23 protein-coding genes are annotated in these 23940 nt (G+C 61.6%); 9 read left to right on the top strand and 14 right to left on the bottom strand.

The window, feature by feature from the left end; all coding sequences use genetic code 11:
• Nucleotides 1-9: 9 nt before the first annotated feature.
• The 6 genes from rodA to GIV26_RS19795 all read right to left on the bottom strand — a co-directional run bounded on the left by rodA (nt 10) and on the right by GIV26_RS19795 (nt 6006).
• On the bottom strand, nt 10-1113 hold the full coding sequence (gene rodA / locus GIV26_RS19820) for a rod shape-determining protein RodA (protein WP_044268991.1): 1104 nt from the start codon (nt 1111-1113) through the stop codon (nt 10-12).
• A gap of 31 nt (nt 1114-1144) precedes the next feature.
• Nucleotides 1145-3043 carry a penicillin-binding protein 2 gene (gene mrdA / locus GIV26_RS19815; protein WP_034126905.1) on the bottom strand — a complete coding sequence of 633 codons (1899 nt, stop codon included), beginning with the start codon at nt 3041-3043 and terminating at the stop codon, nt 1145-1147.
• Nucleotides 3044-3058: 15 nt separating this feature from the next.
• Entirely contained in the window at nt 3059-3526 is a 468-nt protein-coding gene (gene rlmH, locus GIV26_RS19810) for a 23S rRNA (pseudouridine(1915)-N(3))-methyltransferase RlmH (RefSeq protein ID WP_003176297.1), read from the bottom strand.
• Nucleotides 3527-3535: 9 nt separating this feature from the next.
• Nucleotides 3536-4030 carry a ribosome silencing factor gene (rsfS, locus tag GIV26_RS19805; RefSeq protein ID WP_003176298.1) on the bottom strand — a complete coding sequence of 165 codons (495 nt, stop codon included), beginning with the start codon at nt 4028-4030 and terminating at the stop codon, nt 3536-3538.
• Nucleotides 4031-4096: 66 nt separating this feature from the next.
• Nucleotides 4097-4741, bottom strand: coding sequence for a nicotinate-nucleotide adenylyltransferase (gene nadD, locus GIV26_RS19800; RefSeq protein ID WP_003194480.1), 645 nt, complete (start codon nt 4739-4741; stop codon nt 4097-4099).
• Nucleotides 4741-6006, bottom strand: a complete 1266-nt coding sequence (locus GIV26_RS19795; RefSeq protein WP_034126904.1) for a glutamate-5-semialdehyde dehydrogenase — start codon at nt 6004-6006, stop codon at nt 4741-4743. Before GIV26_RS19795 ends, nadD begins: the two co-directional genes overlap by 1 nt.
• Nucleotides 6007-6181: 175 nt before the next feature.
• On the opposite strand from GIV26_RS19795, the gene GIV26_RS19790 reads away from it, so the two are divergent.
• Nucleotides 6182-6865, top strand: coding sequence for a DNA-3-methyladenine glycosylase (locus GIV26_RS19790; protein ID WP_072448252.1), 684 nt, complete (start codon nt 6182-6184; stop codon nt 6863-6865).
• Between the two features lie 156 nt (nt 6866-7021).
• Nucleotides 7022-8338, top strand: coding sequence for a bifunctional DedA family/phosphatase PAP2 family protein (locus GIV26_RS19785; RefSeq protein ID WP_054896189.1), 1317 nt, complete (start codon nt 7022-7024; stop codon nt 8336-8338).
• On the opposite strand, the gene GIV26_RS19780 is transcribed toward GIV26_RS19785, so the two are convergent.
• The 4 genes from GIV26_RS19780 to GIV26_RS19765 form a co-directional block, all read right to left on the bottom strand.
• On the bottom strand, nt 8332-8547 hold the full coding sequence (locus GIV26_RS19780) for a hypothetical protein (RefSeq protein ID WP_034126901.1): 216 nt from the start codon (nt 8545-8547) through the stop codon (nt 8332-8334). The two genes, GIV26_RS19785 and GIV26_RS19780, sit on opposite strands and share 7 nt — an antisense overlap.
• Before the next feature lie 100 nt (nt 8548-8647).
• Nucleotides 8648-9238, bottom strand: a complete 591-nt coding sequence (locus GIV26_RS19775) for an LON peptidase substrate-binding domain-containing protein (protein WP_034126900.1) — start codon at nt 9236-9238, stop codon at nt 8648-8650.
• Nucleotides 9239-9260: 22 nt separating this feature from the next.
• Nucleotides 9261-9977 (bottom strand): LrgB family protein, encoded by a 717-nt coding sequence (locus GIV26_RS19770; protein ID WP_034126899.1) that lies wholly within the window; start codon nt 9975-9977, stop codon nt 9261-9263.
• Nucleotides 9974-10327, bottom strand: a complete 354-nt coding sequence (locus tag GIV26_RS19765; RefSeq protein WP_054896192.1) for a CidA/LrgA family protein — start codon at nt 10325-10327, stop codon at nt 9974-9976. The genes GIV26_RS19770 and GIV26_RS19765 overlap by 4 nt, the downstream gene beginning before the upstream one ends.
• Nucleotides 10328-10510: 183 nt before the next feature.
• On the opposite strand from GIV26_RS19765, the gene GIV26_RS19760 reads away from it, so the two are divergent.
• The 3 genes from GIV26_RS19760 to GIV26_RS19750 all read left to right on the top strand — a co-directional run bounded on the left by GIV26_RS19760 (nt 10511) and on the right by GIV26_RS19750 (nt 13551).
• Complete coding sequence (locus GIV26_RS19760; protein ID WP_003194496.1) at nt 10511-10966, top strand: MaoC family dehydratase; 456 nt, start codon at nt 10511-10513, stop codon at nt 10964-10966.
• Between the two features lie 195 nt (nt 10967-11161).
• Entirely contained in the window at nt 11162-12880 is a 1719-nt protein-coding gene (locus tag GIV26_RS19755) for a C13 family peptidase (RefSeq protein WP_054896193.1), read from the top strand.
• Between the two features lie 29 nt (nt 12881-12909).
• A complete protein-coding gene (locus GIV26_RS19750) occupies nt 12910-13551 on the top strand; it encodes an oxidoreductase (protein ID WP_014720096.1) in 642 nt (213 codons plus the stop codon).
• A gap of 146 nt (nt 13552-13697) precedes the next feature.
• Here the strand turns inward: GIV26_RS19750 and GIV26_RS19745 are convergent, their stop codons facing one another.
• From GIV26_RS19745 to GIV26_RS19730, 4 genes are all read right to left on the bottom strand, one after another.
• On the bottom strand, nt 13698-13982 hold the full coding sequence (locus tag GIV26_RS19745) for a YceK/YidQ family lipoprotein (RefSeq protein WP_003194502.1): 285 nt from the start codon (nt 13980-13982) through the stop codon (nt 13698-13700).
• Nucleotides 13975-14604 (bottom strand): flavin prenyltransferase UbiX, encoded by a 630-nt coding sequence (ubiX, locus tag GIV26_RS19740; protein WP_236281931.1) that lies wholly within the window; start codon nt 14602-14604, stop codon nt 13975-13977. The genes GIV26_RS19745 and ubiX overlap by 8 nt, the downstream gene beginning before the upstream one ends.
• Nucleotides 14601-15950: a UDP-N-acetylmuramate:L-alanyl-gamma-D-glutamyl-meso-diaminopimelate ligase gene (mpl, locus tag GIV26_RS19735; RefSeq protein ID WP_127881469.1), complete on the bottom strand. Its 1350-nt coding sequence runs from the start codon at nt 15948-15950 to the stop codon at nt 14601-14603. The genes ubiX and mpl overlap by 4 nt, the downstream gene beginning before the upstream one ends.
• A 208-nt stretch (nt 15951-16158) precedes the next feature.
• Nucleotides 16159-18069 (bottom strand): sigma-54-dependent Fis family transcriptional regulator, encoded by a 1911-nt coding sequence (locus tag GIV26_RS19730; protein ID WP_236281929.1) that lies wholly within the window; start codon nt 18067-18069, stop codon nt 16159-16161.
• Between the two features lie 272 nt (nt 18070-18341).
• On the opposite strand from GIV26_RS19730, the gene exaC reads away from it, so the two are divergent.
• The 4 genes from exaC (at nt 18342) to eutC (ending at nt 23859) form a co-directional block, all read left to right on the top strand.
• On the top strand, nt 18342-19862 hold the full coding sequence (gene exaC / locus GIV26_RS19725; protein WP_005791797.1) for an acetaldehyde dehydrogenase ExaC: 1521 nt from the start codon (nt 18342-18344) through the stop codon (nt 19860-19862).
• A 272-nt stretch (nt 19863-20134) separates the two neighbouring features.
• The gene (gene eat / locus GIV26_RS19715; protein WP_054896913.1) at nt 20135-21568 is read left to right on the top strand and encodes an ethanolamine permease; all 1434 of its coding nucleotides are present in this window, start codon (nt 20135-20137) and stop codon (nt 21566-21568) included.
• A gap of 63 nt (nt 21569-21631) precedes the next feature.
• Nucleotides 21632-23026, top strand: coding sequence for an ethanolamine ammonia-lyase subunit EutB (locus GIV26_RS19710; protein WP_054896914.1), 1395 nt, complete (start codon nt 21632-21634; stop codon nt 23024-23026).
• Nucleotides 23023-23859 (top strand): ethanolamine ammonia-lyase subunit EutC, encoded by an 837-nt coding sequence (gene eutC / locus GIV26_RS19705; RefSeq protein ID WP_236281927.1) that lies wholly within the window; start codon nt 23023-23025, stop codon nt 23857-23859. The genes GIV26_RS19710 and eutC overlap by 4 nt, the downstream gene beginning before the upstream one ends.
• Nucleotides 23860-23940: the final 81 nt, after the last annotated feature.

The raw sequence follows: 23940 nt of genomic DNA, 5'->3' as shown, positions 1-23940 counted from the left end.
TCACCTTATTCAAACCTGTGCGATCCACTTGCGATGCGTATGAATCGACATCAAAACCCCAAACGCTGACAGCAATGTCACCAGCGAAGTTCCGCCGTAGCTAATGAATGGCAACGGCACCCCAACCACCGGCAGCAGGCCACTGACCATACCGATGTTGACGAAAACATAAACAAAAAAAGTCATGGTCAGGCTGCCGGCGAGCAATTTGCCGAACAGCGTCTGCGCCTGGGCAGTGATCACCAGGCCGCGACCAATCAACAGCAGATAAATCAGCAACAACGCGCAAATGCCCACCAGGCCGAACTCTTCGCCCATCACCGCGATGATGAAGTCGGTGTGGCTCTCGGGCAAGAAGTCCAGGTGAGACTGGGTGCCCAGCAACCATCCCTTGCCAAATACCCCGCCGGAACCGATGGCCGCCTTGGATTGGATGATGTTCCAGCCAGTACCCAGCGGGTCGCTCTCCGGGTCGAGGAACGTCAGGATCCGTTGCTTCTGGTAGTCGTGCATGAAGAAGAACCACATGGCCACGGCCACGGGCACGGCGGCTGCCAGCACGCTGAGGATCCAGCGCCAGCGCAGGCCGCCCATGAACAATACGAACGCGCCACCGGCGAGGATCAATAACGAGGTGCCAAGGTCCGGCTGGCGCACGATCAACACAAAGGGCACACCGATCAGGATCAGGCTGATCGCCACGTGCTTGAGCTGCGGCGGCAAGGTGCGCTTGGACAGGTACCAGGCAATAGTGGCCGGCATCAGGATCTTCATGAATTCCGACGGCTGGAAGCGAATCACACCGGGGATGTTGATCCAGCGTGTGGCGCCCATGGCGTTGTGGCCCATGACGTCCACCACCACCAGCAACAACACGCCGGCGACATACCCCAAGGGCACCCAGCGCGCCATGAAACGCGGCTCCAGTTGGGCGATCACCACCATCGACAGCAGGCCCAGGCCAAACGAGGACGCCTGCTTGATCAGCAGGTCCCAGTTCTTGCCGCTGGCCGAATACAGTACAAAAAGGCTGCCGGCCGCCAGGGTCAGCAGCAGGATCAGAAGGGGGCCATCAATGTGCATGCGTTGCAGCAACGTCGCACGGCGACGCATCACATCTTCGCTGGAGAGGATGCGGTCAAAATTACTCTTCACGGGCCGTAACCTCGGGGCTTGAAGGGGGGCCGCCATACTCGGGCTTGAGCCGGCCATCGTCGGCCAGCAGCCAGGCGTCCATCACCTGGCGTACCACTGGGGCCGCGACGCCGGAGCCGGACTCGCCGTTCTCGACCATCACTGCCACTACGATCTTCGGGTCTTCCGCCGGGGCAAAGCCGACAAACAAGGCGTGGTCGCGGTGGCGCTCCTGCACCTTGGAGCGGTCATACTTTTCGCCTTGTTTGATCGCGACCACTTGGGCGGTACCACTTTTGCCGGCAATGCGGTATTGAGCGCCAATTGCCGCTTTGCGCGCAGTGCCGCGAGCGCCGTGCATCACCTGCTGCATGCCGTGGTTGACCTTGGCCCAATCGGACGGGTCACGCAGCACAATGTCAGGAATCGGATTGTCGTCCACCGGCTTTTCGCCTTCGATGGTCCTGGCCAGATGCGGTCGGTTCCACACGCCTTTGTTCGCCACCAGCGCCGTGGCCTGGGCCAGTTGCAGCGGAGTGGCCTGCATATAGCCCTGGCCGATACCCAGGATCAGGGTTTCGCCGGGGAACCACGCCTGGCGGCGGGTCGCACGCTTCCACTCCCGCGACGGCATCAGGCCGGGGGATTCTTCGAACATGTCCAGGGAGACTTTCTGACCGAGGCCGAACTTGCCCATGTAGGCAGACAGCCGATCAATTCCCAGTTTATGGGCCAGGTCGTAAAAATAGGTGTCGTTGGAGCGCATGATCGCGGTGTCTAGGTCGACATAGCCGTCACCGGAGCGGTTCCAGTTACGGTACTTGTGATCGTAGTTGGGCAGCATGTAGTAGCCAGGGTCGTACACCCGGCTTGAGGCCGTGACCACGCCAGCATCCAGGCCGGCAATCGCCACCGCCGGCTTGATGGTCGAGCCCGGTGGGTACAGGCCGCGCAACACACGGTTGAACAGTGGCCGGTCGATGGAATCACGCAGCTCTGCGTAGGCCTTGAAGCTGATGCCAGTCACAAACGGGTTGGGGTCGAAGCTGGGCTGGCTGACCATCGCCAGCACTTCGCCAGTCTTCGGGTCCAGCGCCACTACGGCACCCCGCCGACCGCCCAGGGCCATCTCGGCAGCTTCCTGCAACTTGATGTCCAGACTCAGGACAATGTCCTTGCCAGGCACCGGATCGGTGCGCTTGAGCACGCGCAATACGCGACCACGCGCATTGGTCTCGACTTCCTCGTTACCTACCTGGCCATGCAACTCGGCCTCGTAGAAGCGCTCGATACCGGTTTTGCCGATGTGATGGGTGCCGCTGTAGTTGATCGGGTCGAGGGTTTTCAGCTCTTTCTCGTTGATCCGCCCCATGTAGCCAACGGAGTGGGCAAAGTGCGGCCCTTGCGGGTAATGCCGCACCAACTGCGCCACCACTTCCACACCCGGCAGGCGGAACTGGTTCACCGCAATACGGGCGATCTGCTCTTCGGTCAGCTCGAACAGGATCGGCACCGGCTCGAACGGCCGGCGCCCCTGCCGCATGCGCTTCTCGAAGACGGCCCGGTCTTCCGGCGTCAGTTGCAGCACCTCGACGATGACATCCAGGACCTGCTTCCAGTCGCCGGAGCGTTCACGGGTCATGCTCAGGCTGAAGCTGGGCCGGTTATCGGCAACCACTACGCCATTGCGGTCGAAAATCAGCCCACGGGTCGGGGGAATCGGCTGCACATGCACCCGGTTGTTTTCCGACAGCGTGGAGTGATAGTCGTACTGGATCACCTGGAGGAAATACAGCCGCGCAATCAGCACGCACATCAGCACCACCACCAAGACAGCACCGAACACCACCCGCGCGCGTACCAGACGTGCGTCTTTCTCGTGGTCCTTGATGCGGATCGGCTGGGTCATCGGGGGCGGCGCAGACTATTTGTGGTAAGGGTGCCCGGACAGAACTGTCCAGGCGCGATACAGCTGTTCACCGATCAGAATCCTTACCAACGGGTGCGGCAACGTCAGCGCCGACAGCGACCAGCGCTGATCGGCCCGCGCACAGACTTCCGGCGCCAGCCCTTCCGGGCCGCCGACCATGAAATTGACCGTGCGCGAATCCAGGCGCCAGCGATCCAGTTCCACCGCCAGTTGCTCGGTGCTCCAGGGCTTGCCGTGCACTTCAAGGGTGACGATGCGCTCATTGGGGCCGACCTTGGCCAGCATGGCTTCGCCTTCCTGACGGATAAAGCGCGCCACGTCGGCGTTCTTGCCCCGGGTATTGAGCGGTATTTCCACCAGCTCAAGCGACAGCTCAGCGGGCAGACGCTTGGCATATTCGTGCCAGCCTTCTTCCACCCACTTGGGCATGCGTGAACCGACAGCGATCAGACGCAGGCGCACAGCCGTTCCTTATTCCTGGTCTTTGTTGAGCTTGTCGAAGTGCGCGTGGCCCACTTCCGGGCTGTGGTGCTTGCCATCGGCGGCACGGCTTTGCTCGGCGCCTTTCCACAGACGCTCCAGGTCGTAGAACTGGCGAGCGTTGGAAGTCATCATGTGAACGATCACATCGTCCATGTCCAGCAACACCCAGTCGCTGTCGCCCTTGCCTTCTTCACCCAGTGGCTTGACGCCCTGGGCTTTGACGGCTTCGCGAACCTTGTCCAGCATCGCGCCGATCTGGCGGTTGGAGGTACCGGTGGCGATGATCATGAAGTCGGTGATGCTCTGCTTGTCGCGCACGTCCAGCACCTGGATGTCCTGGGCTTTAACGTCTTCCAGGGCAGCCACGGCGACTTTCACCAGCTCTTCGCCAGCCAATTCCGGGCCGACATGGGCTTCAACCGGCAGCGGCGCGCTTTTGAAGGTGCCTTTGCGCTTAACTTTGCTTACGTCTTTGTTCGTCATATAAAACTCGTTTTGCTCGTATGTTCGGGCGCTTGCTGCACGGTTCGTGCGTTCAAGCGCGCCTTTTCAGTTCGACGCACGGTAAAGCCCGTGCGCATCGATGTAGGCCAGGACCGCGTCAGGCACCAGGAAACGTACCGACTTCCCGCTGGCCAGCAGTTGACGGATCTGGGTGGCGGACACCGCAAGCGGGGTCTGCCAGACGAATGCAATATTCCCGTTCGGCCCGGTCAGGGCCAAGGGGTCACTTACCGACCGCGCGGCCAGCAGGTTGCGCAAGGCATCCGGCGGTTCGCTGTCGGCATCCGGGCGTTGCAAAACCAGGATGTGGCAATGCTGGAGGAGTTCCTCCCAGCGGTGCCAAGAGGGCAGGCCGCAAAATGCGTCCCAGCCCAAAAGCAGAAACAGTGGGTCATCCGCGGCCAATTCGGCGCGCATCAGCTCCAGGGTGTCGATAGTGTAGGACGGTTTATCGCGCTTGAGTTCGCGATCGTCCACCACCAGCGGCGATATACCTTCCACGGCAACACGCACCATTTCCAGGCGTTGCTCGGCGGCCACCTGCGGCGTGTCGCGATGGGGCGGCCGGAAATTGGGCAGCAGGCGCAGCTCATCCAGCGCAAGGGCATCCGCAACTTCGAGGGCACTGCGCAAATGGCCGATGTGCACGGGGTCGAAAGTACCGCCGAGCAGCCCGATGCGTTTAGTCATCAAGTGCGCACATGACCGTCGCCAAACACCACGTACTTCTCACTGGTCAGCCCTTCGAGGCCCACCGGGCCGCGTGCGTGGAGCTTGTCGGTGGAAATACCGATCTCAGCCCCCAGGCCGTACTCGAAGCCGTCGGCAAAACGCGTCGAGGCGTTGACCATCACCGAAGCGGAATCCACTTCGTTGAGGAAACGCCGAGCATCGCTGAAATGCTCGGAAACGATGGCGTCGGTGTGCTTGGAGCCATAGGTATTGATGTGTTCGATGGCCTGGTCCAGATCGTCGACGATGCGGATCGACAGGATCGGGGCCGTGTACTCGGTGTACCAGTCCTGCTCGGTCGCCTCGATGACGTCCGCACCCAGCAGCGCACGGGTGCGCTCGCAACCGCGCAGCTCTACCGACTTGTCACGGTAGATGGCGGCCAGCGGCGGCAGCACACGCTCGGCAATGCCAGCGTGCACCAGCAGGGTTTCCATGGTGTTGCACGGCGCGTAGCGGTGGGTCTTGGCGTTGTCGGCAATGCGAATCGCCTTGTCGAGGTCGGCGGCGATGTCGATGAACACATGGCAGACGCCGTCCAGGTGCTTGATAACTGGCACCTTGGCATCACGGCTGACGCGCTCGATCAGGCTCTTGCCACCCCGCGGCACGATCACGTCGACGAATTCCGGCATGGTGATCAGCGCGCCCACGGCAGCACGGTCGGTGGTTTCCACTACTTGCACCACTTCAGCCGGCAACTCGGCCACGGCCAGGCCCTGCTGGATGCAGGCGGCGATGGCGCGGTTGGAATTGATCGCTTCGGAACCGCCACGCAGGATAGTGGCGTTGCCAGACTTGAGGCACAGGCTCGCGGCGTCGATGGTCACGTTCGGACGCGACTCATAGATGATGCCGATCACGCCCAGGGGCACGCGCATCTTGCCCACCTGGATGCCGGACGGCAGGTAACGCATGTCGCGAATTTCACCGATGGGGTCAGGCAGCTTGGCCACCTGACGCAGGCCTTCGATCATGTCGTCGATACGTGCCGGGGTCAGCGCCAGGCGGTCCAGCAGGGCTGGCTCCAGGCCGTTAGCGCGCCCATTGGCCAGGTCCAGCTCGTTGGCGGCGGTCAACTCGGAGCGCGAAGCATCCAGAGCATCGGCAGCCGCCAGCAGCGCACGGTTCTTCTGCGCGGTGCTCGCACGGGCGATCAACCGCGAGGCCTGCCGGGCAGCGCGACCCAGGCGGGTCATGTAGTCAAGAACGGACTCAGTCATGGTCAGGGAGTCTTGGCAAAGAGGAAAGCGGCAGATTATAGCTGTGACGCCGCCCGACTGACAGCGGTGAGGGGCGGATGGTCGAAATGAACTGTAAAAACCCCAGGTTCAGCCGTAATTAAGGTGAGAGTTGTTATGATTCGGTCACATTTAGCCGTATCAACCCTTGACCGCCATGCCCGACTTTCCCCCGCTGCTCCCCGCCAGCCCGCTGCCCGATAGCTTCTTCGACCGCGATGCCCAACTGCTTGCGCGTGAATTACTCGGAAAAGTCATTCGTCATCGTGTGGGCGATCTCTGGCTTTCGGCGCGAATTATTGAAACCGAAGCCTATTACGTGGCCGAAAAAGGCAGCCACGCCTCACTCGGCTACACAGAAAAGCGTAAGGCTTTGTTTCTGGGTGGTGGCCATATCTACATGTACTACGCCCGTGGCGGTGATTCGTTGAACTTCAGCGCCCACGGCCCGGGCAATGCCGTGCTGATCAAATCGGCCTATCCCTGGGTCGACGAAATTTCCGGGGCGGCGAGCCTGGCGCAGATGCTGTTGAACAACCCCAACCCCGACGGCAGCCCACGCCCCTCGCAGAAGCTGTGTGCAGGCCAGACGCTGCTGTGCAAGGCACTGGGCCTGAAAGTGCCGATGTGGGATGCCAAGCGCTTCGATCAGGAACTGCTGTATGTCGAAGACGTGGGCCAGGTGCCCACGCAGATTATCCAGACCACGCGCCTGGGCATTCCCACTGGGCGCGATGAGCACTTGATGTACCGTTTCGTCGATGCTGGCTATGCGCCTTATTGCACGCGGAACCCGCTGCGTCGGGGGCAGGTCGAAGGCCGGGATTATTTTTTGATTTAACGCGCGACACATCCCATGTGGGAGCTGGCTTGCCTGCGATAGCGGTGTGTCAGGCAACTTCAATGCTGGCCATGCCGCAGCCATCGCCGGCAAGCCAGCTCCCACAGTTGAATTTCACCGTCTCAAATTCTGTTTTGTATGCATGGAGTGGATTGTATGGGCCAATGGCTCGATAGCATCACCGGCTGGTTGACCCTCAACCCACAATGGCTGGCAGCGGCGGTGTTTATTGTCGCGTGTGTGGAATGCCTGGCGATTGCCGGGTTGATCGTGCCAGGCACGGTATTGCTGTTTGCAATCGCCGCGTTGGCTGGCAGCGGTGCGCTGTCGCTGAGTGAAACCCTGCTGCTGGGCTTCCTCGGCGGCTTATTGGGCGACGGCGTTTCCTATTACCTGGGCCGCCATTTCCATCAGAACATTCGGCGCCTGCCCGGCCTGCGCCAGCATCCTGAATGGATGAACGGTGCAGAAACCTACTTCCACAAGTACGGAATCGCCAGCTTGTTGGTCGGGCGCTTCATCGGCCCATTGCGTCCCATGCTGCCCATGGTCGCCGGCATGTGCGACATGCCCTTCCCGCGCTTTGCCGCTGTGAGCATCATTGCCGCAGCGGGTTGGACCGTGGCCTATCTGCTGCCGGGCTGGGCTGCCGGCGCCGCGTTCCGTCTGCCCTTGCCGGAAGGCTTCTGGCCGGAAGCGGCGATTATCGCGGCGTGCCTGGCGGTACTGCTGGGGATGAGTTTGAACAGCAGTTGGCGCGGGCATCGGCGCACCACCTTGTGGATTGGTTGCGCCAGCCTGGTGTTGTTGATCGCGCTGTTTATCGGCTACCCCCATCTCAATGACTTCGACCAGGGCCTGAGCGCACTGGTGCAGGAACATCGCAGCCCGTGGCTGGACGAGGTGATGGTGCGGGTCACCCAACTGGGTGAGTTCAAGAAGATGTTTTTCGCCAGCGCCGTGTTCACTGGCCTGTTGCTGTTGGCACGGCAGTGGCGCCACGCCGTATTTGTCGGCGCCACCCTCGCTGGCGCGGCAGTGATCAACACCGGCACCAAGCTGTTTTTCGCCCGTGGCCGCCCGGAAATCCTAACGGACCCGCTGACCAGCTTCAGCATGCCCAGCGGCCATGCCTCCGGGGCCTTTGCCTTCTTCCTGGCGCTCGCGGTATTGGCCGGTCGCGGCCAACCTACGCGGCTGCGCCTGACCTGGATGCTGCTGGGCTGCATTCCCGCGGCGTTCATTGCCTTGTCGCGGGTGTACCTGGGCGCCCATTGGCCCACGGACATCCTGGCCGGCACCTTGCTGGCAATGACCGTGTGTGCGTTCAGCCTGACGGCAATCGAGCACCGCAGCCCATTGCCAGCCATGTCGCAAAAAGCCTGGTGGCTGGTGCTGCCCGCCGTGGTGGCCGTGCTCGGTTTCATCGCCTTTACCGGTACGCCCCACGCACTGCTCAGGTACGCCTATTGACCCTTGGCCGGGCCGATCCAGTCCACGGAGGCGCTGCGCCGTTCAGCGTAACGCTCGCGGCGCTCCAGCAGCATTTCATCGGCCATTTCGGCGGCGCGCTCGGTGATGTACTCCGCGCCACGCGTGGCTTCCTGCTGGAGTAATTGCGTGGTCACGCTGACAAAATAAGCGTCCCACGCGACTTGTTCCGAGGGGGTCAGCCGAATCATGGTTATCTCCGATCATTGTTGTGCGATCGGAAAATAGTGCAGGCGGCGCAGTGGAGGCGACCGAGCAAAGTCTGAAAGCTCTGTCAGGCAAATCCGAACATCAGGTGAACAGCTCGCCCTGCAATTCATCGAGCAACAGTTGGATCGCATCCAGGCGTTGCCCTGGGTCGTCCAGTTGCAGCAAGTCAATCTTGTCGGCCTCGCTAAATGGAAGCAGATAGGCCAACTGATTGCTCAGGGCTTGCTGGCCTTCGGCCTGGCCGCCCATGTCCAGCGAGGCCACCATCGGGTGTTCGGCCAAGGCCTCAAGCAACGCCAGCAAGTCGGCGTCCTCTTCGCCCAGCGGCTGGTCCGGCAATTCTTGCAGCCATTGCACATCGGCCACCAGCAACTGGTCTTTCTGCACGCCGGCCTCACGCACGCGGAAACGACGGCCACCTTCGACGCGAATGCCCAGCAGGCCGTTGTCCTGCTGTTTGAAGTCACGAATCAGCGCTTCACAACCGACAAGCGCATAACCGTCAGGGGCCGTGCCCACTTCCGAGCCATCCAGGATGCACACCACACCAAAGCCTTCGCCCTTTTTCATGCAACGGCCGATCATGTCCAGGTAGCGCGCCTCAAATATCTGCAAGTCGAGGGTGCAGCCCGGGAACAGCACAGTGTTGAGGGGGAATAGCGCCAGACTCATAACGGTTTCCTTAAAACCTGGGTTAAACAATGACCGACACCGCCAACGGCAGGAACACCGCCGTGGCCACGCCCATCAAACTCATGGCGAGCGCCGCGAAGGCGCCGCATTCTTCGCTTTCCTGCAGGGCCACCGAGGTGCCGACGGCGTGGGCGGTCATGCCCAGGGCCATGCCGCGCGCTTCGGGGCTGCGTACACCCAGGCGCGACAAGAGCGCTGGACCGATCATCGCGCCGACCACCCCAGTGATCAACACAAACACCGCCGCCAAGGCCGCTACGCCGCCGATCTGCTCGGCCACCAGCATGGCAATCGGCGAGGTGACCGACTTGGGCGCCATGGTCATCAGCACCCTGTGCTCGGCCCCGAACCACCATCCCAACGCCACACAAAGGCCGGTGGCCAATACCCCGCCTACCACCAGCGTAGTAAATATCGGCCAGAACAATTGGCGAATCCGTCGCAGGTTCAGATAAAGCGGCACCGCCAGGGCCACGGTCGCAGGCCCCAGCAGGATGCCCATGATCTCGGTGCTCTTGCGGTATTCGGCGTAGCTCAGCCCGCAGGTGAGCAGCACGCCGATCACCAGCAGCATCGACACCAGCACCGGCTGCAGGAAGATCCAGCGGGTTTTCTCGAACCCCGCCAGCACCAGTTGATAGGCACCCAGGGTGATACCGATACCGAACAGCGGGTGATGAATGACCGCCGTCCAGGCGCCCTGCCAGTCGAGGATCATTGGTCCTTCTCCTTGCGCTTGACCATCTGCTGCATCAGCACACCGACAAAGCCCATGGCGATCACCAGCGACAACACCAACGCCCCGACGATGGCCCAGAAATCCGCCACGATGTCCTTGGCATACACCATCACTCCCACGGCCGGCGGCACCAGCAGCAGCGGCAGGTAACGCAACAGGCTGCCGGCCGCCAGGCTCAGGGGCTCGCCGACTTCACCGCGCCAGACCAGAAAGCCCAGCATCAGCAACAAGCCGATGATCGGCCCCGGCAGTACCGGCACCAGCAAATGATTGATCGCGGTGCCGATCATTTGAAACAGCACCAGCCAGGTCAGGCCACGTAACAGCATCCCGCTCTCCCCCCTCAAAACTCGCGCGCATTATAAGCATGCCCGCCCTATGCTCCGGCATTCGCCAAAAGCATGTTGGGTTGACCAGGCTGATTGCCCATGATGATCTACATTGGTTCTCTGTAACCCATAAAAACGCCCCTTATCAACGGGCACGTAAGTGATGAACCAAGGAGAGACGCAATGCCCTATGTACCCGTAGCGCAGCTCAAAGATTACGTCGGCAAGGAGCTGGGACGTTCCGAATGGCTCACCATCGACCAGGCGCGTATCAACCTGTTCGCGGAAGCCACGGGCGATCATCAGTTCATCCACGTCGACCCGGTCAAGGCGGCGCAAACCCCGTTCGGCAGCACCATCGCCCACGGGTTCCTGTCACTGTCGCTGATGCCCAAGCTGATGGAAGACATCCTGATCATGCCCGAAGGCTTGAAGATGGCCGTCAACTACGGCCTGGACAGCGTGCGCTTTATCCAGCCGGTGAAAGTAAACTCCAAGGTGCGGCTGAACGTCACCCTCACTGACGTCACCGAGAAAAAACCGGGCCAATGGCTGTTCAAGGCCACCGCCACCCTGGAAATCGAAGGTCAGGAGAAGCCGGCCTATATTGCCGAGTCGCTGTCACTCTGCTTCGTATGATCGCCACACCCCCACTGTAGGAGCGAGCTTGCTCGCGAAGGTCGTCAGCGATAACGCGTGCTTGCTGAACAAATGCGGCGCCTGTGAGTTTTCGCGGGCAAGCCCGCTTCTACAGGTGATGGATCCTGCGCATAGACCACTAGGTTCGGCACCCCGGCTACGGCATACTCGGCGCTCAATTATCCGGATCCCGCTATGCGCCCACTCGCTCCCCTTGCCCTTGCCCTGTTGCTCACCGCTTGCGGAGACGGCGAATCGCTGTTGCCGCCCGATGCGCGCTTGCCCGATGGCGGCCGCTACCGTGGCGATGTGGTCAACGGTTTGCTGCAAGGCCAAGGCCGTGTGGACTACCCCAATGGCAGTTGGTACGCCGGCCAGTTCGACAAAGGCCAGTGGCACGGCCAGGGCGAATGGCATGGCAGCAATGGCGAAGTCTATAAAGGTGAATTCAAGCAGGGCCTGTTTGACGGCCAGGGTAGCCTGACCACCTCGGGCAGCAGCTACGTGGGCGGTTTCAAGAACGGCCGACGCAACGGCGAAGGCACCCTCAAAGAAGGGCAGATGACTTATCGCGGCGAATTCCAGGACGACCAGTACTCAGGCCTCGGCCGCCTGGAACTGGCCGACGGCAGTCAGTACCAGGGCCAGTTCGCCCACGGCAAGCCCAATGGCGAAGGCCAGCGCAATGACGACAGCGGCAACCAGTTCAGCGGCCGCTTTGTCGATGGACAACTGGAAGGCAATGGCACTTTCAATAGCGCCGAAGGCGATATCTATGTCGGCCAATTCAAGCAGAACCAGCTCAACGGTAAAGGCCGCTACGAGAACGCCGACGGTGATGTGTGGATCGGCCAGTTCAAGGAAGGCGCGCTGACCGGCAAAGGCGAATTGATCGGGGTCGATGGCAGCCACTATGTCGGCCAGTTCAGTGACTGGCGCTTTACCGGCGAAGGGCGCCTGAACCTCACCGATGGCAGTTTCTATATCGGTGGCTTCGACAGCGACAACTATCAAGGCCGTGGCACCCTGGTACTCACCGACGGCACCGTGCAGTCCGGCACCTGGGTCAACGGCCTGCGCGTGCGCGACGCCGAGGGCAAGCTGCTGCCGGACCCTCTGGAGACCGGCATACTGGCTCAAGGCCGCTTGCTCGATGACGCCCTGGCGACAGTGCCCGCGTCCACTCCGGCCGTCGAGCTATACACGTTGGTGCTGGCGGGCGACGGCAAGCAAAGCGTGTTCCTGCGCGAGGCCGATTACGTCAGCAACCTGCTCGCCACCCGCTTCGGCGCGCGCGGGCAGGTGCGCCTGGTCAACCACCGCGACCATATCGCCGACCGCCCCCTGGCCACCCGCGAAAGCCTGCGCCGCTCGGTGCAAACCCTGGCCGAACGGACCGGACCGGAAGACCTGGTGTTCATTTACATGACCAGCCATGGCACCCATGAGCATGAGCTGGTGCTCGACCAACCGCGCATGGAACTGGCCGACCTGCCCGCCGACGAGCTGGCCGCCGTGCTCGCACCGCTGAAAAACCGCGACAAGGTCATCGTGATCTCCGCGTGTTACTCCGGCGGTTTCATACCGGCGCTCAAAGATGAGCGCACCCTGATCATGACCGCCTCCCGTGCAGACCGCGTGTCATTCGGCTGCTCGGAAGAAGCAGACTTCACCTACTTCGGTGATGCCCTTTTCGCACAAGCTTTCAACCAGACGGATGATTTGCAACACGCCTTCAAACTGGCGCAACTGCACGTGGCCGAACGCGAACAGGCGGACAACTTCGAAGCCTCCGAACCGCAGATCTGGGCCCCTAAAGGCGTGATCGCCCATTGGCAATTATTACGTAAACAGCAGGCACGAAAGGCGCTCGAAAGCGTCTCAATGAATAGCAAGGAAGCCAAAGGCAACTAAGCTGTAACGTGTAACAAGGGGGAAACACCATGTACCTGACACCGCAGCATATCTTGCTGGCCGGGGCTTCCGGCCTCACTGGCGAACACCTGCTCGACCGCCTGCTCAACGAACCCACCGTGACCCGCGTGCTGGCACCGAGCCGCAAACCATTGGCTGAACATCCACGCCTGGAAAACCCGGTGGGCGACCCGGCGGTGTTCCTGCCGCAACTGAGCGGCCGCGTGGATATTGCCTTCTGCTGCCTGGGCACCACGATCAAAAAGGCCGGCTCGGAAGCGGCGTTCCGTGCGGTCGACCTGGACATGGTGGTGGCCTTCGCCAAGCGCGCACGGGAACTGGGCGCGCGGCATCTGATCGTGATCAGTGCGATTGGCGCCGACCCGAAATCCTCGGTGTTCTACAACCGGGTCAAGGGGGAAATGGAACTGGCGCTGAGAGCGCAAGACTGGCCGCAGTTGACCATCGTACGTCCATCGCTGCTGCTGGGGGAGCGGTTGGAACCGCGCCTGGCCGAGCAGTTGGCCGGGCCGCTGTCACGGCTGATTCCCGGTAAGTACCACGGTATTGAAGTCTGCGAACTGGCCCGCGCCATGTGGCGCCTGGCGCTGGAAGAACAGGATGGCGTGCGGGTGGTGGAATCGGACGAGTTGCGCAAGCTCGGTAAGTAATGATGCAGCGCTTGTACTGATGATCGTTCCCACGCTCTGCGTGGGAACGCCGGTTATGACGCTCTGCGTCATGCTTGGGACGCGGAGCGTCCCCGACTGCATTCCCACGCGGAGCGTGGGAACGATCCACCCAGGTAGCCCTTATCTTACAGTCCGCCCGTGGCGTTGAAGCCAACCCCCAGCACCGTCAACACCGACAGTGGCAACAATAAGGTATCGAGCAACGCGCTGGCCGGCAGGTCGAGATGGGGATAGCTCGGGGCCTCGGCACCAAAGCGGTCCTTGGCGCAGCAGCCGCCATTGATCGCGTACAGATCCAGGCGTGTGCCGGCATACACCACCGGGGCGCCCGGTTGCGCGGCATCCAGAGTACGCGCTGTGGCACAGCCGGTGAGTTGCAGCGCCATCAACAGCAGCAGTGCTTTATTCATCGCCGCCCAGATGGTGCTCGCCCCAACGCGGCAGCATGTCCTGGGGAATGTTCAACAGGTTGAGAATGCGCGCCACCACAAAGTCCACCAGGTCATCGATGGTCTGTGGATGGTGATAGAAACCAGGCGACGCGGGCAGGATGGTCACGCCCATGTTCGACAACTTGAGCATGTGCTCCAGGTGAATGCTCGAATACGGCGCTTCGCGCGGCACCAGGATCAACTGGCGGCGCTCCTTCAAGGTCACATCCGCCGCCCTTTCGATCAGGTTGTTGCAGGCGCCTGTGGCAATCGCCGACAAGGTGCCGGTGGAACACGGCACCACCACCATCGCCGCTGGCGCACCGGAGCCTGAGGCTACCGGCGACATCCAGTCCTCTTTGCCGTAAACCTTGATCTGCCCCGCCGCTGCGCCGGTGTACTCGGTGAGGAATGCCTGCATCATCTGCACCTTGGAAGGCAGCGCGACATCGGTCTCAGTCGCCAGCACCAATTGCGCCGCCTTGGAGATCAGAAAATGCACCTCACGGTCTTCACGCACCAGGCAATCGAGCAGGCGCAGGCCATAGGGCGCACCGGATGCGCCGGTCATCGCCAGGGTGATGCGTTCCGGCCCGCTCATTTCAGTGCCTCGGCCAGCTTGCCGTGCAGGCCGCCAAAGCCGCCGTTGCTCATGACCACCACGTGGGTGCCGGGCTGGGCCAAGGATTTCACATGCTCAATGATGCCTTCCAACGAATCGCAGACTGTGGAGGGCACGGTGCATAGCGCAGCAATCGCGGGCAAATCCCAGCCGAGGTTGGCCGGCGCATACCACACCACCTGGTCGGCATCGTTGACGCTCTCGGGCAGGCCATCACGGTGCGCGCCCAGCTTCATGGAGTTGGAGCGCGGCTCGACGATGGCAATGATCTGCGCATCGCCGACGCGCTTGCGCAGGCCATCCAGGGTTGTGGCAATTGCGGTCGGGTGGTGGGCAAAGTCGTCGTAGATGGTAATTCCATTTACTTCAGCGACTTTCTCCATGCGCCGCTTCACACTCTTGAACGCGCTCAAGGCGGCAATGCCCATGGCTGGCACCACGCCAACATGCCGAGCGGCAGCCAGGCTCACCAAAGCGTTGGCCACGTTGTGTTGGCCGGTCATGCCCCAATCGACGATGCCTTGGGGCTGGCCTTCGAACAGCACTTCAAACCGCGAACCGTCTTCGCTGAGCAACCTCGCCTGCCACTGCCCGTCCGCGCCGGTAGTTTGCACCGGGGTCCAGCAGCCCATGTCGATCACACGCTGCAACGCAGGCTCGGTGGTGGGATGAATGACAAGGCCCTCACTTGGGATAGTGCGCACCAAGTGGTGGAACTGGCGCTCAATCGCCGGCAGATCGGGGAAGATATCCGCGTGATCGAACTCAAGGTTATTCAGGATCGCTGTGCGTGGGCGGTAATGGACGAACTTGGAGCGCTTGTCGAAAAAGGCGCTGTCGTATTCATCGGCCTCGATCACAAAAAACGGGGTCTGGCCCAGGCGCGCCGATACCGAGAAGTTCTGCGGCACACCGCCAATCAGGAAACCCGGACTCATGCCTGCATGCTCCAGCACCCAGGCCAGCATGCTGCTGGTGGTGGTCTTGCCGTGAGTGCCCGCCACTGCCAGGACCCAACGGCCCTGCAGCACATGGTCCGCCAGCCACTGGGGGCCGGAGACGTAAGGCAAGCCTTTGTTCAGTACGTATTCCACCGCCGGGTTGCCGCGAGACATGGCGTTGCCGATGACGACCAGGTCCGGCACCGGGTCGAATTGCGAAGGGTCGTAACCTTGGATCAGCTCAATCCCTTGCGCCTGTAGCTGCGTGCTCATGGGTGGATAAACATTGGCATCGGAGCCTGTTACGTGATGGCCCAGCTCTTTGGCCAGAACCGCCATCGAACCCATGAACGTACCGCAGATACCCAGAATATGAATGTGCATAGTCGACCTCGTAAACATCGAGGCAGGTTAGCGTAGGGTGGGAAAGTTCGCACGCTTTAGCTGAGCACGAAACGCTCGCCGGTAGGATCCGGCACAAGGGAGCTCTTAAACCGTGCTGCCGGCGTTTTTAAGCTCAGCGCCTTTCAAGGTAGCGCGTGAGGCAAAAAACGAGCAGTTCGCAATAACCAGGTTACTCCGACAGCGCCACTTACTGCATGGCGCCCCGTGAAATGCCATGCTTGCGTAACTTGCGGTACAGCGTATTGCGACTGACCCCCAACTGTTCAGCCACATGGCTCATATGCCAGCGCTGCTGCGCCAGCGCGTTGAGCAATGCCTGGCGCTCGGCGTTCTCCAGCGGCGAGACGCACGGCGCATCCACCCTCGCCCCTTGCGGCTGCGCTTGGCGAATCAGTGCCGGCAAGTCTTCAAGACCGACTCGCCCGCCCTCACAGAGCGCCACTACCGTGCGCAACACCGTACGCAACTGCCGCAGGTTGCCGGGCCATTGGAATGCTAACAAGGCCTGGCGCGCAGGTTCGTCCAGCATCACTTGCTCGGGGCCCGCTTCCTGGGCCAGGAGGAAGTCCAACAGTTGCGACTTGTCACTGCGTTCGCGCAACGGCGGCAGGGCCACTTCCAAGCCGTTCAAGCGGTAATACAGGTCTTCGCGAAAGCTGCCATCGGCCACGCGCTCCAGCAAATTTCGGTGCGTGGCGCTGATGATGCGCACGTTCACCGCTTGAGGTTCGCCGCCGATAGGCACCACCAGGCGATCCTCCAGCACCCGTAACAGGCGGGTTTGCAACGCCAGGGGCATGTCGCCGATTTCGTCGAGAAACAGCGTGCCGCCGTCGGCCTGTTGCAGTTTGCCGCGCATGCCTTCTTTAAGGGCGCCGGTGAAACTGCCGGCGCGATAGCCAAACAATTCGCTCTCGATCAGGTTTTCTGGAATCGCCGCACAGTTCAGCGCAACAAAGGCCTTATCGCCCCGCTGGCTGCCCTGGTGCACAGCCTTGGCGAAGGCTTCTTTACCGCAGCCGGTTTCGCCGTTGATCAGCAAGGGCACGTCGCGCTCGAACACTCGCGAGGCCTTGCGTAGCTCATTTTGCAACGCCGGGTCGCCCACGCAGATACCCAAAGGCCGTGGCGCCTGCGGCTTGATGATGGGTACCGGCACACTGCGCGGCTGGCCTCGCAGCGCTGCAAACAAAAGCCGGCCATCGCGGGTGCGCAGCGGCCAACTGGCCGTGGCATTCGCGCTGGCCCGCCCCAGCAACTGATCCAGGGAGCAGTCGAAAAATGCCTCCACCGGCTGGCCTACCAAGCCGCCGCGTAGCTGCCCCAACAGGTTCAGAGCGCTCTGGTTGACCGCACAAATGCGCCCTTCGCCATCAAACGCCAGCAAGCCTTCGCTGAACAACCCGACCGACTCGGCCTGCAGGTGGAAACGCAACAGCCAGTGGTGTTCGAAGTGGCGCAGGAAATAGCAACTTTCGATCATCTTGCCCGACAGGTTCACCAGCGCCATGGTGTGGAACTGGCTCTGGCGCGACACGGCTTCGCGGGCCGAGGACACATCCAGCACCGCCAGCAATTCACCATGAGGGTCGAACACCGGGCTGGCCGAACAGGTCAGCCCGGTATGACGGCCGCGAAAATGCTCGTCACGGTGGATCGTCAACGACTGCCGTTCCACCAGGCAGGTGCCGATACCGTTGGTGCCTTCGCAGGCTTCGCTCCAGTCAGCGCCCAGCCATAAGCCGGCGCGCTCGAAGATCTTGCGCTCGGACGGCGCGGTGACACAGTTGAGGATCACCCCACGCGCATCGGTGAGCAGCACCGCATGACCGGCGCCGGAGAGTTGCTGGTGCAGGCTGTTCATTTCGCTGCCGGCGATGTGCAGCACTTGGCGCAGGCGTTCGCGACTTTCCAGCAGGCGCCCGTGCTCGAGCACGGTGGGCGCGATGGTCAGCGTCGGGTCGAGGTGGTAATCCTCCACGCAGCGCAGCCAGGAACGGGCGATGGACGGGTCGCTGCCAGGCCCTTGGGAAAGCTCTTGGCCACGGGTGACGGTCAAGACTTGCTGGGCATGGCGACTGAAATGATCGTTATGCATGTTCTTATTATTCTCCCTGCGTGAGAACGCCCAGCATCCCCCAGCCATCCGGCCATTGCAATCCCGGCCCGACCCACCGGTCACAGGCTGTATCGTTTATGGCACAAACTGTCACCTTGCCTGTATCACTCCCGTCACGGCAAAGCCTTGCAACAAAGCCCAACCTCTTGATTCTGCTGGCCCGCACGGCGATGGCCCGACCTTTGCTCTACGCTTTATAACGCGCTCGCAGCGCTGTACTCCGATAAACATAAAAGCAGGAGATGCCCACCATGCGTTATGCACACCCCGGTACCGAAGGCGCCATCGTTTCGTTCAAGGCCAAATACGGCAACTACATCGGCGGCGAATTCGTGGCGCCGGTCGATGGCAACTACTTCTCCAACACCTCGCCGGTCAACGGCAAGCCCATCGCCGACTTCCCGCGCTCCACTGCCAAAGACATCGACAAAGCACTGGACGCCGCCCACGCAGCCGCAGACGCCTGGGGCAAAACCAGCGCCCAGGACCGCTCGCTGGTACTGCTGAAAATCGCCGACCGCATCGAGCAAAACCTCGAACTGCTGGCCATCACCGAAACCTGGGACAACGGCAAGGCCGTGCGCGAAACCCTCAACGCCGACATCCCCCTGGCCGCCGACCACTTCCGCTACTTCGCTGGCTGCATCCGCGCCCAGGAAGGCAGCAGCGCGGAAATCAACGAACTCACCGCCGCCTACCACTTCCACGAACCGCTGGGTGTGGTTGGCCAGATCATCCCGTGGAACTTCCCACTGCTGATGGCCGCGTGGAAACTCGCACCGGCTCTGGCCGCCGGTAACTGCGTGGTGCTCAAGCCAGCCGAGCAAACACCGTTGGGCATCAGCGTGCTGATGGAGCTGATCGGCGACCTGCTGCCACCGGGCGTGCTGAACGTGGTGCACGGTTTCGGCAAGGAAGCTGGCGAAGCCCTTGCCACCAGCAAGCGCATCGCCAAGATCGCCTTTACCGGTTCAACGCCTGTGGGCTCGCACATCATGCATGCCGCGGCCGAGAACATCATTCCGTCCACGGTCGAGCTGGGCGGCAAGTCGCCGAACATCTTCTTCGCCGACATCATGAAAGCGGAACCTGCATTTATCGAAAAAGCCGCCGAAGGCCTGGTGCTGGCGTTCTTCAACCAGGGCGAAGTGTGCACCTGCCCTTCCCGCGCTCTGGTGGAAGAGTCGATCTACGACGACTTCATGAAAGTGGTGATGAAGAAGGTCGAGTCGATCAAGCGTGGTGACCCGCTGGACACCGACACCATGGTCGGCGCCCAAGCGTCCGAGCAGCAGTTCGACAAGATCCTGTCCTACCTGGAAATCGCCAAGGGCGAAGGCGCGCAATTGCTCACCGGCGGCAAGGTCGAGAAGCTCACGGGCGACCTGGCCACCGGCTATTACATCCAGCCGACCCTGCTCAAGGGCACCAACGACATGCGCGTGTTCCAGGAAGAAATCTTCGGCCCGGTGGTGAGCATCACCACTTTCAAGGATGAAGCCGAAGCCCTGGCGATTGCCAACGACACCGAGTTCGGCCTGGGCGCTGGCCTGTGGACCCGCGACATCAACCGCGCCTACCGCATGGGCCGGGCGATCAAGGCCGGCCGCGTGTGGACCAACTGCTACCACCTGTACCCGGCGCATGCCGCGTTTGGTGGTTACAAGAAGTCTGGCGTGGGCCGTGAAACCCACAAGATGATGTTGGATCACTACCAGCAGACCAAGAACTTGCTGGTGAGCTACGACATTAATCCGTTGGGCTTTTTCTAACCCCACTGAAGCAACAACCGTCACTGTAGGAGCGAGCTTGCTCGCGAAGAACGTTAACGATAACGCGAGCAGCCTGACTCCCCGAGGCGCTCGCAAGTTTTTCGCGAGCAAGCTCGCTCCTACATTAGCGGCGTGTATCAGCCAAATAAGGGGTAGCTGACAGGCCGCTATCGCAGGCAAGCCAGCTCCCACATTTGATATCACACGCAATTGCTACCTCGTTCGGCACACAGACGCCGAGTCAAAAACAATAAGAATGGAAGGTACTTCCCATGCCTAGCGAACCCACTGGTTCTTCTGTCGACTTCGAAAAAGTCGGCACCGATTATTTTCAACAACGCGAACTGAAAAAAGGCGCCGCCGGCTGGGTACTACTGGTTGGCCTTGGCGTCGCCTATGTTATTTCCGGCGATTACGCCGGCTGGAACTTCGGCCTGGCCCAAGGCGGCTGGGGCGGCATGTTCCTCGCCACTTTGCTGATGGCCACCATGTACCTGTGCATGTGCTTTTCCCTGGCCGAGCTGTCCTCCATGATCCCCACTGCCGGCGGTGGCTACGGTTTTGCCCGCAGCGCATTCGGCCCTTGGGGCGGGTTCCTCACGGGTACTGCCATCCTTATCGAATACGCCATCGCCCCCGCCGCCATCGCAGTGTTTATCGGCGCCTATTGCGAGTCGTTGTTCGGCATTGGCGGCTGGATGATCTACCTGGCGTTCTACATCATCTTTATCGGCATCCACATCTTTGGTGTGGGCGAAGCCTTGAAGCTGATGTTCGTGATCACCGCTATCGCCGCGATTGCCCTGGGCGTGTTCCTGGTGTCGATGGTGCCGCACTTCAACGTCGCCAACCTGCTGGATATACCCGTGACCGAGGCCAAGGGCGCCAGCAGCTTCCTGCCGTTCGGCTACGTCGGCGTGTGGGCCGCGATCCCTTATGCCATCTGGTTTTTCCTGGCGGTAGAAGGCGTGCCGCTGGCCGCTGAAGAAACCAAGAACCCCAAGCGCGACCTGCCGCGCGGGCTGATCGGCGCGATTGTGGTGCTGACCAGTTTTGCCCTGTTGATCCTGGTGATCGCGCCGGGCGGTGCGGGGACGTACGCGCTGATCAAATCCGGCAACCCGCTGGTTGAAGCCTTGGCGTTGTCATACGGCGGTTCCACCTGGATGGGGAGCTTCGTCAACCTGGTCGGCCTGGCCGGTTTGATCGCGAGCTTTTTCTCGATTATCTACGCCTATTCGCGGCAGATCTTTGCCTTGTCCCGTGCCGGTTACCTGCCGCGCAAATTGTCCGAGACCAACAAGAGCAAGGCGCCAGTATTGGCACTGGTGATCCCCGGGATTATCGGCTTTGGCCTGTCGCTGACCGGCCAGGGTGACTTGCTGATCCTGGTGGCGGTGTTTGGCGCCACCATTTCCTACGTATTGATGATGGCCGCCCACATCACCCTGCGCATCCGTCGCCCTAAAATGGAGCGGCCATACCGCACGCCGGGTGGCATCTTCACTTCGGGCGTGGCGCTGGTGCTGGCTTGCGTGGCCGTGGTGGCTGGCTTTCTGGTGGACCCGCGTGTGGTGATTGGCGCGGCGATCATCTATGGAGTATTAATTGCTTACTTTGCTTTCTACAGCCGGCATCACTTGGTAGCAGGCACGCCGGAAGAGGAATTCGCGGCGATCCAGGCCGCAGAGGCCGCTCTGCACTAACTGCCGAAAACCTCGACGCGGTGCCTTGCCCACAGCAGGCCCGCGTCATCAAGGAGACACTGTATGGCAAGTTTTTCCCACGCGGTGGGTGCTCAAACCTACCGCTTCGACAGCCTCAAGGACGTGATGGCCAAGGCCAGCCCCGCACGCTCCGGGGACTTCCTCGCCGGTGTCGCCGCCCAGAATGACGGTGAGCGTGTGGCGGCGCAGATGGCGCTGGCGAATATCCCGCTCAAGCACTTCCTGCAAGAAGCACTAATTCCTTATGAAAGCGATGAAGTCACCCGGCTGATCATCGACACCCACGATAAACAGGCGTTTGCAGCGGTCAGCCACCTCACCGTCGGCGGCCTGCGCGACTGGCTGCTCAGCGATGCGGCTGATGAACATACCCTACGCGCATTGGCGCCAGGGCTGACACCGGAAATGGCCGCGGCCGTGTCCAAGATCATGCGCGTGCAAGACCTAGTGCTGGTGGCGCAGAAGATCCGCGTGGTCACCCAGTTTCGCGGCACCCTGGGCCTGCGCGGGCGCTTGTCCACGCGCTTGCAGCCCAACCACCCCACCGACGAACCGGCCGGCATCGCCGCGAGCATTCTCGACGGCCTGCTGTACGGCAACGGCGACGCCATGATCGGCATCAACCCGGCCACCGACAGCATCGCCTCGATCTGCGCCATGCTCGAGATGCTGGACGCGATCATCCAGCGCTACGAAATCCCCACCCAGGCCTGCGTGCTCACCCACGTCACCACCTCCATCGAAGCGATCAACCGCGGCGTACCGCTGGACCTGGTGTTTCAGTCAATTGCCGGTACCGAAGCGGCCAATGCCAGTTTCGGGATCAACCTGAACGTGCTGCAGGAAGGTTACGACGCCGGCTTGAGCCTCAAGCGCGGCACCCTGGGCCAGAACCTGATGTACTTCGAAACCGGCCAGGGCAGCGCCTTGTCGGCCAATGCGCACTTTGGCGTCGACCAGCAAACCTGTGAAACCCGTGCCTACGCCGTGGCGCGGCACTTCAAGCCGTTTCTGGTGAACACCGTGGTCGGTTTTATCGGCCCGGAGTACCTGTACAACGGCAAGCAGATTATCCGCGCCGGCCTGGAAGACCACTTCTGCGGCAAACTGCTCGGCGTGCCCATGGGTTGCGATATCTGCTACACCAACCACGCCGAAGCCGACCAGGACGACATGGACACCCTGCTGACCCTGCTCGGTGTGGCCGGCATCAACTTCATCATGGGCATCCCCGGCTCCGACGACATCATGCTCAACTACCAGACCACCTCGTTCCACGACGCTCTGTACGCCCGGCAAACATTGGGTTTAAAACCGGCGCCGGAGTTCGAGCAGTGGCTGGCGAAAATGGGCATCTTCACGCAGGCCGATGGCAAGGTGCACTTTGGCAACAGCCTGCCACCGGCCTTTCGTCACGCCTTGGCGCAATTGGGATGAAGGAGCCGACTGTGGAACCAGAATTGCCTGACAACCCGTGGCTGGAACTGCGCCGCCTGACCCCGGCGCGTATTGCCCTGGGCCGCACCGGCACCAGCCTTCCCACCAGCGCCCAACTGGACTTCCAGTTTGCCCACGCCCAGGCGCGGGACGCGGTGCACCTGCCCTTCGATCACGCCGGGCTCAGCCACCAACTGGCCGAACGTGGCCGAGACAGCCTGTTGTTGCACAGCGCCGCCACGGACCGGCACATCTACCTGCAACGCCCGGACCTTGGGCGACGCCTGAGCGATGAGTCGGCGCAAACGCTGCGCGACTACGCCCTGGCCCAGCCCGGTGGCGTGGACTTGGCCATCGTGGTGGCCGATGGCCTGTCGGCACTGGCCGTGCATAAACATACAGCGCCGTTTCTGGCGCGCCTGGAAGAACAGACCCACGTCGAAGGCTGGTCCTTGTCACCGGTGATCCTGGTGGAGCAAGGCCGCGTGGCGGTGGCCGATGAAATCGGGCAGCTACTGGGCGCCAAGATGGTGGTGATCCTGATCGGCGAACGGCCGGGGCTCAGCTCGCCGGACAGCCTGGGCCTGTATTTCACCTACAACCCCAAGGTCGGCCTCACCGATGCCTATCGCAACTGCATCTCCAATGTGCGGCTCGAAGGCTTGAGCTACGGCATGGCGGCCCATCGCCTGCTGTACTTGATGCGAGAGGCGTGTCGCCGACAGTTGTCGGGGGTCAATCTCAAGGATGAGGCGCAGGTTCAGACCCTCGAATCCGACAACCCGGACCTGATGAAAGGCAATTTCCTGCTCAGCCCGCCGGATGACCGCTAGCGGCACGATTGCGCTTTTTGGCGTCATTAGGCAGCATCGAGTCACGGCCGCTCGTGTGGTCATACCCCATTTGGAAGTTGA

The sequence above is a fragment of the Pseudomonas sp. PA-1-3F genome (assembly GCF_021609665.1).
Classification (GTDB): Bacteria; Pseudomonadota; Gammaproteobacteria; order Pseudomonadales; family Pseudomonadaceae; genus Aquipseudomonas; species Aquipseudomonas paracarnis.
Note: the sequence above shows the minus strand (reverse complement) of the source record. Positions and strands in the feature narration are given on the sequence as shown.

Excerpts from the sequence above, each read along its gene's own strand:
- rodA (WP_044268991.1), bottom strand. The coding sequence starts at position 1,113 with ATGCGTCGCCGTGCGACGTTGCTGCAACGCATGCACATTGATGGCCCC.
- mrdA (WP_034126905.1), bottom strand. The coding sequence starts at position 3,043 with ATGACCCAGCCGATCCGCATCAAGGACCACGAGAAAGACGCACGTCTG.
- rsfS (WP_003176298.1), bottom strand. The coding sequence starts at position 4,030 with ATGACGAACAAAGACGTAAGCAAAGTTAAGCGCAAAGGCACCTTCAAA.
- nadD (WP_003194480.1), bottom strand. The coding sequence starts at position 4,741 with ATGACTAAACGCATCGGGCTGCTCGGCGGTACTTTCGACCCCGTGCAC.
- GIV26_RS19795 (WP_034126904.1), bottom strand. The coding sequence starts at position 6,006 with ATGACTGAGTCCGTTCTTGACTACATGACCCGCCTGGGTCGCGCTGCC.
- GIV26_RS19790 (WP_072448252.1), top strand. The coding sequence starts at position 6,182 with ATGCCCGACTTTCCCCCGCTGCTCCCCGCCAGCCCGCTGCCCGATAGC.
- GIV26_RS19785 (WP_054896189.1), top strand. The coding sequence starts at position 7,022 with ATGGGCCAATGGCTCGATAGCATCACCGGCTGGTTGACCCTCAACCCA.
- GIV26_RS19780 (WP_034126901.1), bottom strand. The coding sequence starts at position 8,547 with ATGATTCGGCTGACCCCCTCGGAACAAGTCGCGTGGGACGCTTATTTT.
- GIV26_RS19775 (WP_034126900.1), bottom strand. The coding sequence starts at position 9,238 with ATGAGTCTGGCGCTATTCCCCCTCAACACTGTGCTGTTCCCGGGCTGC.
- GIV26_RS19770 (WP_034126899.1), bottom strand. The coding sequence starts at position 9,977 with ATGATCCTCGACTGGCAGGGCGCCTGGACGGCGGTCATTCATCACCCG.
- GIV26_RS19765 (WP_054896192.1), bottom strand. The coding sequence starts at position 10,327 with ATGCTGTTACGTGGCCTGACCTGGCTGGTGCTGTTTCAAATGATCGGC.
- GIV26_RS19760 (WP_003194496.1), top strand. The coding sequence starts at position 10,511 with ATGCCCTATGTACCCGTAGCGCAGCTCAAAGATTACGTCGGCAAGGAG.
- GIV26_RS19755 (WP_054896193.1), top strand. The coding sequence starts at position 11,162 with ATGCGCCCACTCGCTCCCCTTGCCCTTGCCCTGTTGCTCACCGCTTGC.
- GIV26_RS19750 (WP_014720096.1), top strand. The coding sequence starts at position 12,910 with ATGTACCTGACACCGCAGCATATCTTGCTGGCCGGGGCTTCCGGCCTC.
- GIV26_RS19745 (WP_003194502.1), bottom strand. The coding sequence starts at position 13,982 with ATGAATAAAGCACTGCTGCTGTTGATGGCGCTGCAACTCACCGGCTGT.
- ubiX (WP_236281931.1), bottom strand. The coding sequence starts at position 14,604 with ATGAGCGGGCCGGAACGCATCACCCTGGCGATGACCGGCGCATCCGGT.
- mpl (WP_127881469.1), bottom strand. The coding sequence starts at position 15,950 with ATGCACATTCATATTCTGGGTATCTGCGGTACGTTCATGGGTTCGATG.
- GIV26_RS19730 (WP_236281929.1), bottom strand. The coding sequence starts at position 18,069 with ATGCATAACGATCATTTCAGTCGCCATGCCCAGCAAGTCTTGACCGTC.
- exaC (WP_005791797.1), top strand. The coding sequence starts at position 18,342 with ATGCGTTATGCACACCCCGGTACCGAAGGCGCCATCGTTTCGTTCAAG.
- eat (WP_054896913.1), top strand. The coding sequence starts at position 20,135 with ATGCCTAGCGAACCCACTGGTTCTTCTGTCGACTTCGAAAAAGTCGGC.
- GIV26_RS19710 (WP_054896914.1), top strand. The coding sequence starts at position 21,632 with ATGGCAAGTTTTTCCCACGCGGTGGGTGCTCAAACCTACCGCTTCGAC.
- eutC (WP_236281927.1), top strand. The coding sequence starts at position 23,023 with ATGAAGGAGCCGACTGTGGAACCAGAATTGCCTGACAACCCGTGGCTG.